The organism is Metabacillus litoralis, assembly GCF_020524045.1.
Lineage (GTDB): Bacteria > Bacillota > Bacilli > Bacillales > Bacillaceae > Metabacillus > Metabacillus litoralis_C.
In genome coordinates this window covers 326,101-342,146 of record NZ_JAIVKL010000003.1, presented here as the reverse complement: position 1 = coordinate 342,146, position 16,046 = coordinate 326,101, and the positions used below count along the sequence as shown (strand labels likewise).

Sequence of the window (16,046 nt, the reverse complement as noted above, 5' to 3'; positions counted from 1 at the left end):
TTTAAAAGATAAGTGGACGAAAAAAAAAAAAAAAAAAAAAAAAAACAGTAGGAATAAATATCCTACTGTTTACTTTGTTTCACGGTGTACAGTCATTTTTTTATCTCTTGAACAATATTTTTTAAGCTCAAGACGATCAGGGTTGTTACGTTTATTCTTTTTAGAAATATAGTTACGTTCGCCACAATCTGTGCAAGCTAATGTAATATTCACACGCATGTTTCTTTCCCTCCAAACATAAAAAAACTATAAATAAATCAGACTTTAATATAATATCATTTTAATCCGACAAATTCCACATCTATTTCATTATATTTTTATTTTTGGTATTTTATTAAGAATTTCTTGCTTCTTTATAGACATTTATTATGTCATAAATAAGGTTTTTCCATTGATAACTTAAGTTTACTGTTTGAAACCCTTTCTTAGCCATATCCTGTGTTTCTTTACTATGAATGAAACAATAGCGTAAGTGCTTAGCAAGTTCTTTACTATTTGTTTTGGTAATTAATATCCCTCTATTGTCCGCTAGAACGTCCGCTAAGCCACCTATATTGAATGAAACAATCGGTTTTGTATAAATCATCCCTTCCAATGCAATAATCCCAAATGGCTCATATAGACTTGGTATGACTAATATGCTACAAGACGAAAGAAGCATATTTCTTTCAGCTTCATTTACGTACCCCGGAAAGTGCACTCTTTTTTCCATTCCCAATATGTCTACTTGTTGTTTTAATTTCATTCCAGCAGGGCCTTCCCCAGCTATAATCAGATTAAGAGTTGGAAAGTCTTTCTCTATTTTTGAAAATGCATCTAACAAAAGGTGGAAGCCTTTTTCTGTCACTAATCTCCCCAAAGCCAATACATATGGAGTGGAAATTATTGATTTTAAATAAGGTGATGGGTGATTTCCCTCGAGTTCATAATTATTAGATATAATTCCATTGGGAATCATATTGATTTTTTCTTGTGCAACATTAAATTTGTCTACCACTAACCGGTACATATACTTACTACAAACAATGACGCGATCAGAAGTATGAATAAGTTCGCTTTCATATATCGTAATTTCTTGAATTGTCTTATTTTGTGTCACGAATTTACGTTCTTCTTCAGTAGAATGAATGGTTGAAATCAATGGCTTATGTAATTGCTTTTTCAAAGAACAAGCTGCTATCCCTGTTAGCCAATCGTGAGCATGAATCAAATCAAAAGATAATTTCAGTTCTTGAAAAACAAATTGTGAAAAACGAAAATTGACATTCATTATATAATCCAAAAAATTACTTGAATGCTTTTTCCATGGCAACAAACGAAAAATATGAATACCATTTTCACAGCTATATGACTCATGAACTGTAGGAGAAAGTGTAATAACGATAAAAGATATATTATGATTTTTGCCCGTTTCTACTAAATCAGTTACATGCCGTCCTAAGCCACCGATCAAATTTTCTTTATACTCTGTCGAAAGAATTAAAACTGTCGTTGTTGATGCATCTTTTTGCTTTTTATTCATAGTTTGTGTACCCTGAAAAGGAAGGTTTCCATGTTTTATCCATATCTATCACTTCTAACCATCTATATGTATGATGTTGATCTGTATTATTAAACAAATAATTTACCTCATTAGAATGTTTTATTGTAATGCTATCATTTTGAGAGTTAGTAACAACAAGTTCACAATAGTACAAACCTGTTGGTAAATTTTTTAATGTAATCACACCTGCATCTTTACTTATCGGAAAATCTGTCATCTTCAGGTGCTCACCATTTTTGCAATAAAGGAGGATTCTAACAAGCAAGTCTTTATATTCCTCTTTAAGAATACTCATCACTAGATTTTTAGTAGTGTCTACAATATTCCAAGATAGAACTAAAGAATCTAGATAACCAATAAGACATAACCTATCCACATAAACTGAATTCTTCTCTCGAATTCTATATATGCTTTGTTTATCAGTTTGTTTATTCTTCATTACTCAACCTCTTCCTTTTTACTTGCTTTTTTAATCTTAACACGTGTGAAATTGAAGTACTCAAGAATTTATTAAAGGAAAATCGTCAAAAAACTACATTTCCTTAAATTATGACTTCTTTACAGAGAGAATTTATGTTATAAATGTAAAGGGAAATATACTTTAGAAGGTGAAAAAAAATGACTATAATGATCATAATTTTATTTATTATAAGCATTGCGCTTATCGGTATATCTTACTTTCAACGAGATAATGTGAAAGAACTCGAACAAGAGCTTGATCATTTACAATTATCAGCAATGCAAGAAATCTACAAATTAAAAAAGAAAATGAGAATTGTCGAAGAAGAGCTATTACAAAATGATGCTCCATTAAAAGAACAAATTGACTCTTCTTATGAGGAAGAAAAATCAAATACATCACGTGTATTAGCAAAATATCGTCAAGGAATGTCGTTAGAGGCAATTGCGTTATCAGAGGCATCTTCGGTTGAAGAAATACGCCTAATTGTTGAACAAAATGAGAGGGTTTTAACATGAGTAAAACAGGATTTCGAACATTTGCAGCTGGTATGATTTTCTCTACCTCTGTACTTGGAGGAACATACCTTTTATCTGATCAAGAACAAGTAACAGCAAAAGTCGAGAAAAAAGAAGTAACAAAAGCTGATATTGAAGCATATCTAACAAACAACAATCAAATGACAGTTGATACAGATGAATACGAACAATTTTTAGCTGCTAAAAATGCAGCAAATCAAGAAGAAGCAAAAGCAAAAGCAGAAGAGCAACCAAAAGAAGAGACTGTTGAAAAACCTAAAACAGAAGAAGCAAAGAAACCAGAAGAAAAGAAAGAAGAAGTCATTAGCTATAAAGTCACTATTAAAGACGGCATGACGACAAGTGAAGTATCTGATGCGTTAGAGCTGAACGGAATTATTGAATCATCTATGGAATTCGATCAATTTCTAATAAAAAATGAATATCACACTAAAGTACAACTAGGAACCTTTGAAGTGAAAAAAGGTATGACATTTGATCAGCTTGCAGATGCCATTACAAGATAAGTTATAAAAAACAACCACTTAAAATAGTGGTTGTTTTTTGTTTGTATTACTATTTAATTATTGATCCATCTCGTTAAGTATTTAAATCATATCGCTTACCTTTAACAAGGTACATTATACTTTCAGATATATTTGTAGCATGATCAGCTGTTCTTTCTATATAGCGACCTACAAATGCTAATTGAGTTAACTGTTGTAGATATTCAGACTTTGTTTTCATTAGTTCAAGAACATCACGCATGACTTCACCGTACATTTCATCCACTTGATCGTCCATATCTGCTACTTTTTTTGCAAGAACAATATCTTCTTCATTGAATGCTTTGATTGATAGTGAAAGCATCTCAGTTGCTATTTTGTGCATGCTTTTTATTGTAGAAATAGGTTTTACCAATGGCTCTTTTCCTATCCTAATCGTTGATTTAGCTATATTTACTGCGAAATCAGCCATTCTTTCAATATCACTAGCTATTTTAAGTGCGACAATGATCCTTCTAAGATCAGTTGCAACAGGCTGTTGTTTTGCGATTAATAACATAGCCATATTATTTATTTCTTCTTCTAGATCATTTGCTAGGTAGTCATCTTCAATAATCTGTAAAGCTTGCTCGATATCTTGATTTTCTAATGCATCAATCGATTTACTTAAAGCAATCTCTGTTACACTTCCTAATTCAATTAATTTATCTCTTAAGTTTTTTAAATCAAAATCAAATTGTTCCCTCACACTCATCTTTCTTTACCTCCCAATTCGTATACTATATATATTCCCTAATTCTCTAATACAATAACCTGTAAAGGAATAGCAATTAAAAAGCCGTGCAATTTCTATGAAATCGCACGGCCTACTACTACTTAACCGAAACGTCCTGTGATATAGTCTTCCGTTCGTTTATCTGTTGGGTTAGAGAATAAACGATCTGTATCCGTATATTCTACTACCTCTCCATTTAAGAAAAATGCTGTACGATCAGAAATTCGAGCTGCTTGTTGCATATTATGCGTTACGATAATTATACTGTAGGTTTGTTTTAGATCTTGTATTAATTCTTCAATCTTAAGTGTTGAAATAGGATCAAGAGCAGATGTAGGTTCATCCATTAAAATTACGTCTGGCTCAATAGCTAAGCAACGAGCAATACATAGTCGCTGTTGCTGCCCCCCAGAAAGACCATATGCATTTTCTTTTAGTCTGTCCTTAACTTCACTCCAAATTGCTGCTCCACGTAAACTTCTCTCAACAATTTCATCAAGAATAGCTTTATTTTTTATGCCATGAATTCTCGGTCCATAAGCTATATTATCGTAAATTGATTTAGGAAATGGATTAGGTTTCTGGAAAACCATACCTACTTTTGTTCTTAGATCTTCTACCTGATAGGTTTTATCTAATATATTTTTTTCTCTATATTTAATATCTCCTGATATACGAACTACCGGTATTAATTCAACCATCCTGTTTAACGTCTTAATAAATGTTGATTTTCCACAACCAGAAGGCCCAATAATTGCAGTAACTTCATTTTCATAAATAGAAAGGTTAATATTTTTTAACGCATGGTCTCCACCATACCATAAGTTTAAATCTTTTGTATCATAAACAACACTCTTACTATTCATTGGCTTTTCATCTCTTTCAGTAGTTGTTATTATCTTTTTTTCACTATCGGATAAAACTGCCATATTTAAAAACCCCCAAAAAATTAAAATCTATTTTGAAACTTATTTCTAATTATAATTGCAATTGAATTCATTAAAAATAATACTATTAAGAGAACAACAATTGTTGCAGCAGCAAGGTTTGCGTATTCAGCAACAAGAGCAGAATCGACTGTCCAATAGTATATTTGCATTGGTAACACTGTAAATTTATCAAAGATGCCATCAGGCAGCGGAATTAACAATGCAGGAATTCCAATTACAACTAATGGAGCTGTTTCACCAATTGCCCTTGAAAGAGATAAAATAAGACCTGTTGAGATACCTGGTATGGCTGCTGGTAAAACAATATTTTTTATTGTTTGCCATTTAGTAGCTCCCATGCCGTAGGATGCTTCTCTTAAGAATTTAGGGACTGCCCGAATAGCCTCTTGACTTGCAACTACAACAATTGGAAGAACCAATAATGACATTGTCAGACCACCAGCTAAAACAATATTCCCTAAACCAAAGTTGCGTACAAACACAGTCAGACCTAATATTCCAAATACGACTGATGGAACACCAGCTAAGTTAGAAATATTTGTTTGTATAAAAGATTTTAATTTTCCATTTTTAGCATATTCCTCTAAATAGATTGCTGTACCTACTCCTAGAAACATTGTTACAGGAGCAACAACGACCATTAACCATAAGGTCCCACTAATTGCACCCATGATTCCTGCTCTTTCTGCAGTTGTAGAAAGTTTACTAGTGATAAATTGAAAATCAATCCAACCGATACTATCTGAGTAAACGCGATAGATTAATGTTAATAGTACGACCAATCCAAATAGAGTTGCTAGAAAGAATAATCCTTTTGCAAGTTTATTTGCAAACAAACGCGACCCCATCTTCTTTTGTACTTGTTCTGCATCAACATATTTCATAATTAATACTCCTCCCTATATTTGCGAGAAATATACTGGGCAATAAGGTTCATTATGAGTGTAAATACAAATAATGTCATTGCGACAGCGTATAAACTGTAATAAATAGTTGATCCGGCAGGAGCTTCTCCGCCAGTTACTTCAACAATATAAGCAGTCATTGTTTGCATGGATTGTGTAATATCAAAAGTAAAGTTTTTGTTACTACCACTTGCAATGGCAACAATCATTGTCTCCCCAATAGCTCGTGAAATACCCAATACAAATGAAGCAATAATACCAGATATAGCAGCTGGTATAACAATTTTAAAAGTTACTTCAAGTTTAGTTGAACCAAGAGCAAGGGCACCTTCACGCATTGCGTTCGGTACTGAACTCATTGCATCTTCAGAAAGTGATGCTACCATAGGAATGATCATAATCCCCATAACAAGTCCTGGACTTAAAATATTTGTTGGATCTAAAGCTGGAATAAATGATCTTAATAATGGTGTTACAAAAGTAAAAGCAAAGAATCCATAAACAATCGTAGGAATACCTGCAAGAATTTCAAGAATTGGCTTTAAAATTCTACGCACTTTTTCGGAAGCATATTCACTTAGAAAAATTGCAGCCATCAATCCAATTGGAATAGCTACAAACATTGCGATAATTGTAGAAATAATGGTACCTGTAAGTAAAGGCAAAACACCAAATACTGCATTATCACCTAGTGGATTTAATTCTATTCCTGTATAGAAATCCAAAAATGGAACATCTCTAAAAAAGTTTATTGTTTCTGTTAAAAGAGTAATAACTATGCCAATAGTTGTGAGAATTGAAATTGTAGCTATTGCGAATAAAAATTTCGGTATAAACTTTTCTGTGACTGAATTTAAATTTGTTGAGTTTCTCTTTTTTTCTATCATGTCACGGACGCTCACTTTATTATCCAAGAACGAAAACCCCTTTCATCCTCCATGCGATATGTGAGGTGAAATTTTATAGTAGATTGTATTAATAGAGGAATACATATATAAGAAGATGAGAAGTTAAACTTCTCATCTTCTAACTGTTAAGAAAGAATGATTGATTATTTTAATCCTTCTAAATAGCTAATTGATTCTTGAACTACTTCATCTTTTAATGGAGCAAAACCAGTTTCAGCAGCTACAGTTTGAGCATTTTCCATAGCGTAGATTGCATAATCAAGAACTTGTGGCTTCTCTTTTGCCATTCCAACATTTAAGTATGTGAATACTGGACGAGTAAATGGGTTGTAAGCAGCTTCTTCGTCTAATCCGATTGTTTCTAAGCTTGGAGCAACTGGACCATTACCAAAGTCAACATTTACTGCGTTCAATTTATCTTTATTGCTATCATAGTAACCATATCCAAAGAATGCAATTGCATTTTTATCTTTAGAAACAAGATCTACAAGAGTAGAATATTCTTGTTGTAAGTTTACAGAATCAACGAAATCTTTTTCTTCCATAATAGTTTCAAACATGAATTCATTTGTACCATGGTTTTCATTAGGACCCATTGGCTTGATTTCTTCAGCAGGCCAATCTGGGTTAATATCAGACCATTTAGTAACTCCACCTTCAGCAAGGAAAATCTTTACAACATCTTCTTGAGTCATTTCAGTTGCCCAATCATTATCTTTGTTGATTACGAAAGTTAAACCATCAAGAGCAACTTGGAATTCTTTAACTTCAATACCTAATTCATCAGCTAAAGCTGTTTCTTCTTCTTTAATTTGACGAGAAGCATCGTTAAAATCTGTTCCATTTTCAGCTAAGAACTTTTTGAAACCAGCAGAAGTACCTGCACGACTTACTTCAACAGAAACTTCTTCATTTTCAGTCATATAATTTTCTGCCATTTTCGCCATGAAAGGATAAACTGTACCAGATCCATCGATTACTACGCTACCTTCTAATGCTGTTTCTTCTTCAGTAGCTTTCTCGTTTCCGTCACCAGCGTTTGTTTCTTTAGTTTCTCCGCCACCACATGCAGCTGCGAATATAACTAGAATTCCCATAACTAAAAGTAATGCAAGGTTTTTCATGCTTTTCATTTGCCAATTTCCCCCTAAAGAGTGTTTTTGTTTTGTTTGTCCTACATGTAATAGAATACCGCCCTAATATTAATAACGTTTTAATGTAATGTAAAGGTTTTGTAAATTCATGATAGAGTTTGTCATATTTTGTACTAAAATGGGGTATAGATCCTATTAATCACTAGAATTGCTTAAAAATTAATACTTATTGTCTAAAACCATGAAAGTATTAGATTCTCCTTCATAAACAATCTACAATGAGTAGGCATGTTAACTCGAGAAAAATAATTACCCACTATTATCACCATCAACAATATTTTCCTTTAATTCTGGTTTACGTCCGCTCTGCTCAATGCTTTTTTCACTTTCATCTAATTGAACATTTCGTACAAAGAAGTATATAACGAAGTGACCAGCACCAATTATGGTCAGTAAAACAGGAATACTTTGCTTTTCATCAAAGAAAGAGATAGCGATGATAAACCCTACGACTGAAAGAATTCGTCCCATATTCAGAAAGATTTCTTTTACTACAATGTACTCAATCCTAGCCCTTGTAGCACTCCAGGCCTTACCAATAACATCGTACGTTATTGACATATATGGAACAAGTAGCATCGGATATCCTATTGCAATAAGTGCGGCATATATAAGTAGCTTTTGATAAGTTAAATCAAAAAGGATTAAGAAGATTGAAATATACAGTAACGTTCCGCCAATGAAAATGAAACGTTTACGCCTTGTTTTCTTTATCACTCTAGATGCAAGATAGTATCCTAGAAAAGCTACAGCAGAATTCACAAGACCGAATGTCCCCAAAGCTAATTCACTTCCGGTTGTAATAAATACGAAAACACCAATTACAAATACAAAGGTTCCTTCACGTAACCCCTGAAAGAAATGTGCTCTTGTAATAAGCTTCCAATTTTTATTATTCTTACGTTCGTGAAAAATTCGTTTAATTAAATAATCTCCTTCTGCTTTTCTTCTCTTTATAAAAAAGCTCAATACCACAGCTCCTGAGAATAACAAGAGAGAAATAGTAAAGATAGTCGTATACCCAGTAAAATTCTTTAATTTTGAAATTGCAAAGCCTGCAACTATAGGTCCTACCATTCCAGCTGTGGAGTTCATAACTCCTAAAAACCCATTGAAGAAATCTCTCGTTTCAGGTTCAGTAATTTCAAATGTTAATACATTAAATGCTAACCAGTAAAAACCGTATCCTATACCTAATGTTCCACCTAATAATATAAGGAATTTAGAAGCAGATCCTCCTATCATAAGGACAATTAAGAAAAATATAGCTAAAAAAATAACACCAAGTCTTAATACAATAACTCGATCAACTTTCTTGGCAAGTCTTCCCGCAAAAATAAAGGTTAGTGGCTGCATGACCACGATTGATAAATTGTATATAGCTAAGTCAATAAATTTTCCGGATTGTTTCCATAAGTAAACGTTAACAAATGTATTGGAAAGAGCAATACTTAAGGCATACAATCCCCCAATCACTAATAATAAGATTAAATCCTTACTTACATCTACATCACCAATAATTTTTTTCATTTTTGACATTAAAAATACTCCCCTTCAACTTCTATTACATAGTTTGTCTTATCGATGTGTAGTTATGTATTTATCTTGTAATTCGTCAGTATAATGGACATAAAGAAAAGGACTAACAAATGAATGTTAGTCCTTTTCTCTATGTCTATTTTTTATTTACCAGCGCTAAAACGTTTAGAAACTTCATCCCAGTTTACTACATTCCAGAAAGAAGCAATGTAATCAGGACGACGATTTTGGTAATTTAGGTAATAAGCATGCTCCCAAACATCTAAGCCTAGGATTGGTGTTTTACCTTCCATTAATGGAGAATCTTGGTTTGGAGTGCTAGTTACTTCTAGCTCACCATTGTTTACAACTAACCAAGCCCAACCAGAACCAAAACGAGTTGTTGCAGCTTTAGCAAACTCTTCTTTGAAGCTATCATAGCTACCAAACTTTGCATTAATTGCTTCACCAAGTTCACCTGTTGGATTACCGCCACCATTAGGAGACAAGATTGACCAGAATAAGCTATGGTTTGCATGTCCACCACCGTTATTGCGCACTGCTGTACGGATAGATTCTGGAACAGCATCTAAGTTAGAAACTAATTCTTCTACACTTTTCGCTGCTAAATCAGCATTTCCTTCTAGAGCAGCATTTACATTTGAGATGTAAGTGTTGTGGTGTTTTGTGTGATGAATATTCATTGTTTCTTTGTCAATATGTGGTTCTAGTGCATCATACGCATAAGGTAATTGTGGTAATTCGTAAGCCATTGTTTATTCCTCCTTAAAATATGTACCTATTGTTAAAAAGCCTATCTAAAGCTTCTCAATTCTAAGGTTACCAAAATAGTCCTATACTTTCAATTAATATGAACTACATCACGAATAACAGTTTTCTCAAAAAAAAGATTTATATGCAAATTAAAATATTTGCTAAAGAATAGTAAGTAAGAAACCATCCTTCACTAAGTTCATTATTATCAATCAAAGATTTTTAATCTAATATAAATTGCTTCGATATGTTAGATAATGAATTGGATAGTCCTTTTAATTGTAAGCCAATTTCATGCGTGCTTTCCATTTGATGTATTTGATTATCACTTGTTGAAAGCATTTGTTCTGTACTAGCTAGTGTTTCTTGTGAGATCGATGCAAAGCTTAAAGTTCCTTCCTCTAAGTCTGGAAGTACCAATTTTAAGCCCTGGAGCTCTCCTTGCATGCCATGAAGCTTCTCACTTACCGTATCGATTTCCATCATTAGTTCATCAAAGGATGCTTTTGAATCATTTGCCGTTTCTAAGTTATGTCTAATTTTCATTAACATATCTCCAAATTCTTTAGTAGCACGAATTGTTACTTCTTCCATTTCAGAAATTGATTTTGAGATATCTACAGTAGCAGATGAAGATTGGTCTGCTAGTTTCTTTACCTCGTCTGCTACAACAGCAAATCCTTTGCCTGCTTCTCCTGCTCTGGCAGCTTCAATTGTTGCATTAAGAGCCAATAACTTTGTTTGATCTGCTACACCTTTTATTAACCCTACAAGGTTAGTTATTGAAGAAGAGTGATTCCTTACCTGTTGTATTGTTGTGTTCATATGTTCGAAATCCTGCTCAAAGCTATGTATGGTACTAATTAAGTGCATGTTGTTCTTTTCACCACGTTTAGCGGATGAATTCATATCTTCAGAACTCTGGAAAACAGTATTCATTCCAGAAATCAACAGTTCGATTTTTTCTTTTATTGATTGAAAACCGGTTACACTTCTATCTGAACTACTCACTGTCTGCTCCGCTCCGAGCTTTACTACATTAATAGCTTCAATTAAATGACGACTATACGAAAGCGCATTTTCTGAAGAATAACTCAATTTTTCTCCTGTGCACTCAAGCTCTGTTGTTGTTTCATTGATTTCATCAATAACGACTCTCATTTGTTCAATCATCATATTAAAGCTTACCTTTAAAGATTGCAGTTCAGGAATTGAGGTATTAATTAAGGCTTTCTTATTTAGATTACCTTCACGGACCTCCGTCATAACATGTCTAAGTTCATTTAATGGGTTCGTTAGACTACGAACGAATAGGATTAAAAGAATCGTTGATATAAGCAAACTCACAATTACTACAAGGATCATAAATTGCGCCATATCATTTACTGGTCCTAGATAAGAATTGGTTGGAACGACTAGTATGTATTTACCATTAACCTCGGGCATGTTTATAACTGATATTGTATAATCTTCACCTTTAATTGTATGATGGAAAACCTCTTTTTCCCCATTAGTAATTTTCTCTTTAAACGATTCATTGAATGTGATATTCGATTTATTACTTACTTGAAATGGTTTAAATTCATCGTCTACAAAATAAAACATTTGTGATTGTATCTTGTCCGATGTTAACTGTTTTTGTTGATCACGAACACTAATCTCTAATTGCTGCATAAAATATAAATCATCACTCACATATAAGAATTTTAAATTTTTTGCAACATAAGCCATAACTTCTGATTCACGACTTATACGATTTTCAATCGTCTCAATTGTAGTATCTTTCGCCTTCAAGTAGGAACTAATTCCTACTGTAATAATAGAGACAAATAATAAAAATATAAATAATAGCAATAAACGATTTTTCAAACTAAATCTAACATACCATTTATTTAAACCACGAATTAGTGCTGAATGATCCTCCTTTTCTGTGCTCTTTATCTTTTCATACTTTTCCATATTAGAGTTTTTTTTATGTATTGCTAATTTTTTTATGTATTTTGCCCTTTTCTGTTCCAAGCCTAACCCTCCATATCTCGTGTAAATTCGACTAATTATACCATTGAAATGTTAAGCCAATGTTAAGAATAGGATGGTCGTCAATAAGACATTCTACTTATTTGTGATATTACTATTTACAGGATTTCAGCTTCACCTTTAGTTAAAGTACACGAAGCTATTGTTCTACTTCTTAAGTCGCTTTTTCAAGTAAATCTATCAAGAAATTGGTTTTCTTCCTAGGTCGCTACAAACTCTTACAAAATAAAAAAAGCAAGGGATTCCCTTGCTTTTCATTATATTTGATTTAGTTTTTAGTCTCTATGTCCTAAAACAGCTTCAGCAAGATTCACTGAATGATCGCCAATTCTTTCTAAATTGCTAATAATATCGACGAAAATAATTCCAGCTGAGCCTGTGCATGCACCTTCATTAATTCGCATGATATGTTTCTTTCTCAAAGTGCGCTCCATCTTATCAATTTGCTCTTCTGATTTTAATACCTTCATTGCCAAAGAGGTATCTTTATCATCTAAAGCAGTTAGTGCGTCTTTTAACGTTTGAATTGTTAATTCAAACATTTCTTCTAAATCTTTCTTAGCTGAATCTGTTAACTTCACTTTGTTTGTTATTTGAAAACCGACTAATTCAACAACATTTTCAAAATGGTCACCTATACGTTCGATATCTCTTACTGTATCCATCAACATACTATGTTCTTCAGATTCTGTTGTGGACATCTCACTTCTCGATATTAGTATTAAATAATCTGTTATTTTTCGGTCTAAGTTATTAATTGCATCTTCAAGTTGCATAGCAGTGTCAGCATTTTTTTGAGAAAATGTTTTCTGATATTCACTAGAAGCTTCTAAACCGATAACAGCAAATTTACCCATTCTGAGAACTTCTTCTTTTGCTTGTCCTAATGCAATCGAAGATGATTGTTCAATAAAGATCGGATCTAGATGTTTTGGTTTGTATTCAATCATCGAATCATCACCTGGTATTAATTTTGTAACCATCCAAGCGAGCAATCCAATTAATGGCAATTGTATAATTGTATTTGTTAAATTAAATGTACCATGAGCAAACGCAATGGTCATTTCTGGATTTAAATTCATAGCGTCTTGCAAAAACTGAACAAACTTAGTAAACAACGGTAAGAAGATCAAGAAAATCGTTGTTCCAATAAGGTTGAAAATGACATGTGTTAACGCAGCACGTCTTGCAGCAACTGATGCTCCAATAGATGCTAAAACGGCTGTAATTGTTGTCCCGATGTTATCACCAAATAATACAGGTAATGCAGCACGGATATCCATTAATCCTTGTCCAAATAATTCTTGTAGTATTCCTATAGTAGCACTAGAACTCTGCACGATGACAGTAAAAATCGTTCCAACTAAAACTCCAAGTAAAGGATTATCACTCATGCTAAGAGTTAAATCATGAAACTCTTGTAAGCTACGTAGTGGTTTCATTCCACCACCCATTAATTCAAGTCCAAAGAATAAGGCACCAAAACCAAACACAATTTGCCCGAAATTATGTATTCGTTTATTTTTAAAGAAAAATAATAGTACTGCACCAACAGCAATTATTGGTAGGGCATAATCTGATATTTTTATCCCTATAATGAAGGCAGTAACGGTTGTACCAATATTGGCTCCCATGATTACACCAATAGCTTGTCTAAGTGACATAAATCCAGCACTCACTAGACCTACAGTTATTACTGTTGTTCCGCTACTTGATTGAATTAATATCGTTACAATAATACCTGCTAAAACACCCATAATAGGATTCGTTGTAAACTTATCTAATATATCTCTAAGTTTATCACCCGCTGAGCGTTGGAGACCATCGCCCATGTATTTAATCCCAAAAAGAAATATCCCAAGACCACCGATGAATTCAAATATCATCTTTTGGATATCAAGTTCCAAAATTTTCAACCCCTCATTCTTCTTCTTTTATTCGACAAACATCTACAACCCTTTCAATTATTAACGAATTATTGATTTTTTGTAAAGGTATTTCGATAAATTATTTACAAAAAATTTATGTTTCTTTGTTAAAAGCGCTTTCAAATGAATTGATAATTGTTTATTATAACTATCCTTGTATTATCCATACATCACATATAAAATAAAGTCGTATAAAAAAGAAGGATGTGTATTAAGTATATGAATGTATTTAAACAGCTTTATTCTAGCATTTATTCACCTAAAACGATTTCTACATTCCGTTTTCAAGGAATAGGTAAAACGATTCTATTTGTTTTTCTGTTGACTTTACTTAGTACAATTCCTACCGCCTTTCACTTTACAAGCGGTTTGACGGAGGGCTTAAAAGGATTTGATGAAACTTTACGTAATGACTTACCATCATTTTCAATTGAAGATGGTAAATTAAATGCTGATTCTGATAAACCTGTGGAGATACGTAAAAATAATTTCATTATCATTCTCGATGATACAGGCGCTTTTGGAATTGAAGAAATTGAAGCTAAACAAAACGCAATAGGCATATTAGAAAATCAATTTGTTTTTGCTGCAAATGGGCAAGCACAGACATATGAGTATGATTTAATGAGTATGTCTTTAACAAGCGAAGATCTCATTGATGTGTCTAAACAATTTAATGATCTGTTGCCTTTAATAATTTCCATCTTGATCTTTATTATGTATCTTTTTGGTGCTTTTGTTAAATTCATAGAAGTTACTTTTTTAGCTTTATTTGGATTAGTTTTTAAAAATAGCTTGCAACGTAAATTGAATTTTAAACAAGTATGGGTGCTTGCTGCTTATTCAACCACATTAGCAACTATCTTCTTTGCTATAATGGATAGCCTACTAATTTCTGTACCGAATGGCTTTATCATTAATTGGTTTGTTCATGTGATAGTTTTATATCTAGTGTTTAAAGAAATACCACAATCAAAAAAACCAATAAACGCTGATAAGCAAAAAATAAAAACCTTGGAATAAAACATTAACGGGTTCGGAGGTACAAAAAAGGAGTAGGAATTATTTGAATTCATTCATTGAAGTAACTGATAAAAAATCAAAAGAAAAAATACTAATTAACACTTTGTTGGTGATAGAGATTAGAGATAATCTTATAACAGTCGCTAATGGTTTTTCTATAAACAAATACAAAACCATAGAAACTTACGATGAAATAAAGGAAAAGTTAAATACCAGGTAATTTTTTAAATACATGATTCGAAAAAATATAAACTAAATAAATCAAAGCAACTGATATACGAAATCAGTTGCTTTTTCTTTTGCTCATTCATTGTTTTTTCTGGTGTAATTTAAGTTGTGATGTATTGTATCTGAAAGACGAACCATTTAATAAAAATATCTAAAGGTTTTTGTCATTGGCTGTTTTCGCAAACTTTGTTGCTATTAAATAACCTAGACAAACAGAACTGTATTAAGTCTAGTGGCATCTTTTCTTCATAAAATAGTACCCTTATAGAGGAAAAACTCGTTTTTCACTCCAAATTTTGGTTACATAGCAACAATCGTTCAGAAAAGAGCCTTTTCATTTCACTTTAAATTGTTCAGTACTTTCAGATAATGATTTGGATAGTTCTGTTAGAGTAAGACCAATTTCTGTGTGCGATTTATTTGATTTATCTGTTCCTCTGAAGAAACAAGCATTTGTTCAGCACTTGCTAAAATTTCCTGGGATTGATTTACTAAGCTCTTGAAGATAAGTATTTATACCTGATAATTTATTATTTACATTAGTTATTTCATTCATTAACAAATCAAATGATCCTCTAGACTCTTTTGCAACACTTAAATGTGTTTGTGTGTTCGTTAGCATAGCATTAAATTCAGTTGATGCCTGGTCAGATATGCTTTCCATCATTTTAATTGAATGTGTCATCTCCTCAGTAGCCTGTGATGATTGATCAGCAAGTTTACGTACTTCATTTGGAACAACAGCAAAACACCTTACCTGCTTCACCAGCACGAGCAGCTTCTATCGTAGCATTAGGGCTAGCAATTTTGTTTGCTCAG

General features: G+C 32.7%; 17 protein-coding genes. 4 read left to right on the top strand and 13 right to left on the bottom strand.

Going from position 1 to position 16,046, the window contains the following annotated elements:
• Nucleotides 1-69 precede the first annotated feature (69 nt).
• The 3 genes from rpmG to LC076_RS07810 all read right to left on the bottom strand — a co-directional run bounded on the left by rpmG (nucleotide 70) and on the right by LC076_RS07810 (nucleotide 1,982).
• Entirely contained in the window at nucleotides 70-219 is a 150-nt protein-coding gene (gene rpmG / locus LC076_RS07820) for a 50S ribosomal protein L33 (protein ID WP_146946449.1), read from the bottom strand.
• Nucleotides 220-334: 115 nt separating this feature from the next.
• Entirely contained in the window at nucleotides 335-1,522 is a 1,188-nt protein-coding gene (locus LC076_RS07815; RefSeq protein ID WP_226667415.1) for a glycosyltransferase family 4 protein, read from the bottom strand.
• A complete protein-coding gene (locus LC076_RS07810; protein WP_226667413.1) occupies nucleotides 1,515-1,982 on the bottom strand; it encodes a hypothetical protein in 468 nt (155 codons plus the stop codon). Before LC076_RS07810 ends, LC076_RS07815 begins: the two co-directional genes overlap by 8 nt.
• A 179-nt stretch (nucleotides 1,983-2,161) precedes the next feature.
• Here LC076_RS07810 and LC076_RS07805 point away from each other — a divergent pair, with 179 nt between their 5' ends.
• Together LC076_RS07805 and LC076_RS07800 are read left to right on the top strand one after the other, a co-directional pair.
• The gene (locus tag LC076_RS07805; RefSeq protein WP_226667412.1) at nucleotides 2,162-2,521 is read left to right on the top strand and encodes a hypothetical protein; all 360 of its coding nucleotides are present in this window, start codon (nucleotides 2,162-2,164) and stop codon (nucleotides 2,519-2,521) included.
• Nucleotides 2,518-3,048, top strand: a complete 531-nt coding sequence (locus tag LC076_RS07800; RefSeq protein WP_226667411.1) for an endolytic transglycosylase MltG — start codon at nucleotides 2,518-2,520, stop codon at nucleotides 3,046-3,048. Before LC076_RS07805 ends, LC076_RS07800 begins: the two co-directional genes overlap by 4 nt.
• 73 nt (nucleotides 3,049-3,121) lie before the next feature.
• Here LC076_RS07800 and phoU read toward each other — a convergent pair whose 3' ends face one another.
• From phoU to LC076_RS07755, 9 genes are all read right to left on the bottom strand, one after another.
• On the bottom strand, nucleotides 3,122-3,781 hold the full coding sequence (gene phoU / locus LC076_RS07795) for a phosphate signaling complex protein PhoU (RefSeq protein ID WP_226667410.1): 660 nt from the start codon (nucleotides 3,779-3,781) through the stop codon (nucleotides 3,122-3,124).
• A 122-nt stretch (nucleotides 3,782-3,903) separates the two neighbouring features.
• Nucleotides 3,904-4,668 carry a phosphate ABC transporter ATP-binding protein PstB gene (pstB, locus tag LC076_RS07790; RefSeq protein ID WP_413465961.1) on the bottom strand — a complete coding sequence of 255 codons (765 nt, stop codon included), beginning with the start codon at nucleotides 4,666-4,668 and terminating at the stop codon, nucleotides 3,904-3,906.
• An 83-nt stretch (nucleotides 4,669-4,751) separates the two neighbouring features.
• Nucleotides 4,752-5,636, bottom strand: coding sequence for a phosphate ABC transporter permease PstA (gene pstA, locus LC076_RS07785; RefSeq protein ID WP_226667407.1), 885 nt, complete (start codon nucleotides 5,634-5,636; stop codon nucleotides 4,752-4,754).
• A 2-nt stretch (nucleotides 5,637-5,638) separates the two neighbouring features.
• On the bottom strand, nucleotides 5,639-6,544 hold the full coding sequence (gene pstC / locus LC076_RS07780) for a phosphate ABC transporter permease subunit PstC (protein WP_226667432.1): 906 nt from the start codon (nucleotides 6,542-6,544) through the stop codon (nucleotides 5,639-5,641).
• 164 nt (nucleotides 6,545-6,708) lie between these two features.
• Nucleotides 6,709-7,698: a PstS family phosphate ABC transporter substrate-binding protein gene (locus tag LC076_RS07775; protein ID WP_226667406.1), complete on the bottom strand. Its 990-nt coding sequence runs from the start codon at nucleotides 7,696-7,698 to the stop codon at nucleotides 6,709-6,711.
• A 270-nt stretch (nucleotides 7,699-7,968) separates the two neighbouring features.
• Complete coding sequence (locus tag LC076_RS07770; RefSeq protein WP_226667405.1) at nucleotides 7,969-9,258, bottom strand: MFS transporter; 1,290 nt, start codon at nucleotides 9,256-9,258, stop codon at nucleotides 7,969-7,971.
• A 143-nt stretch (nucleotides 9,259-9,401) separates the two neighbouring features.
• Nucleotides 9,402-10,010, bottom strand: coding sequence for a superoxide dismutase (gene sodA, locus LC076_RS07765; RefSeq protein ID WP_226667403.1), 609 nt, complete (start codon nucleotides 10,008-10,010; stop codon nucleotides 9,402-9,404).
• Between the two features lie 223 nt (nucleotides 10,011-10,233).
• Entirely contained in the window at nucleotides 10,234-12,030 is a 1,797-nt protein-coding gene (locus tag LC076_RS07760; RefSeq protein ID WP_226667402.1) for a methyl-accepting chemotaxis protein, read from the bottom strand.
• A 293-nt stretch (nucleotides 12,031-12,323) separates the two neighbouring features.
• A complete protein-coding gene (locus LC076_RS07755) occupies nucleotides 12,324-13,955 on the bottom strand; it encodes a Na/Pi cotransporter family protein (RefSeq protein ID WP_226667401.1) in 1,632 nt (543 codons plus the stop codon).
• A gap of 240 nt (nucleotides 13,956-14,195) precedes the next feature.
• Between LC076_RS07755 and LC076_RS07750 the strand changes: the two genes are divergently transcribed.
• Together LC076_RS07750 and LC076_RS07745 are read left to right on the top strand one after the other, a co-directional pair.
• On the top strand, nucleotides 14,196-14,999 hold the full coding sequence (locus LC076_RS07750) for a DUF1189 domain-containing protein (protein WP_226667400.1): 804 nt from the start codon (nucleotides 14,196-14,198) through the stop codon (nucleotides 14,997-14,999).
• Nucleotides 15,000-15,042: 43 nt separating this feature from the next.
• Nucleotides 15,043-15,219 carry a hypothetical protein gene (locus tag LC076_RS07745; protein WP_226667399.1) on the top strand — a complete coding sequence of 59 codons (177 nt, stop codon included), beginning with the start codon at nucleotides 15,043-15,045 and terminating at the stop codon, nucleotides 15,217-15,219.
• 465 nt (nucleotides 15,220-15,684) lie between these two features.
• On the opposite strand, the gene LC076_RS07740 is transcribed toward LC076_RS07745, so the two are convergent.
• Nucleotides 15,685-15,999, bottom strand: coding sequence for a methyl-accepting chemotaxis protein (locus tag LC076_RS07740; protein WP_226667398.1), 315 nt, complete (start codon nucleotides 15,997-15,999; stop codon nucleotides 15,685-15,687).
• Nucleotides 16,000-16,046 lie beyond the last annotated feature (47 nt).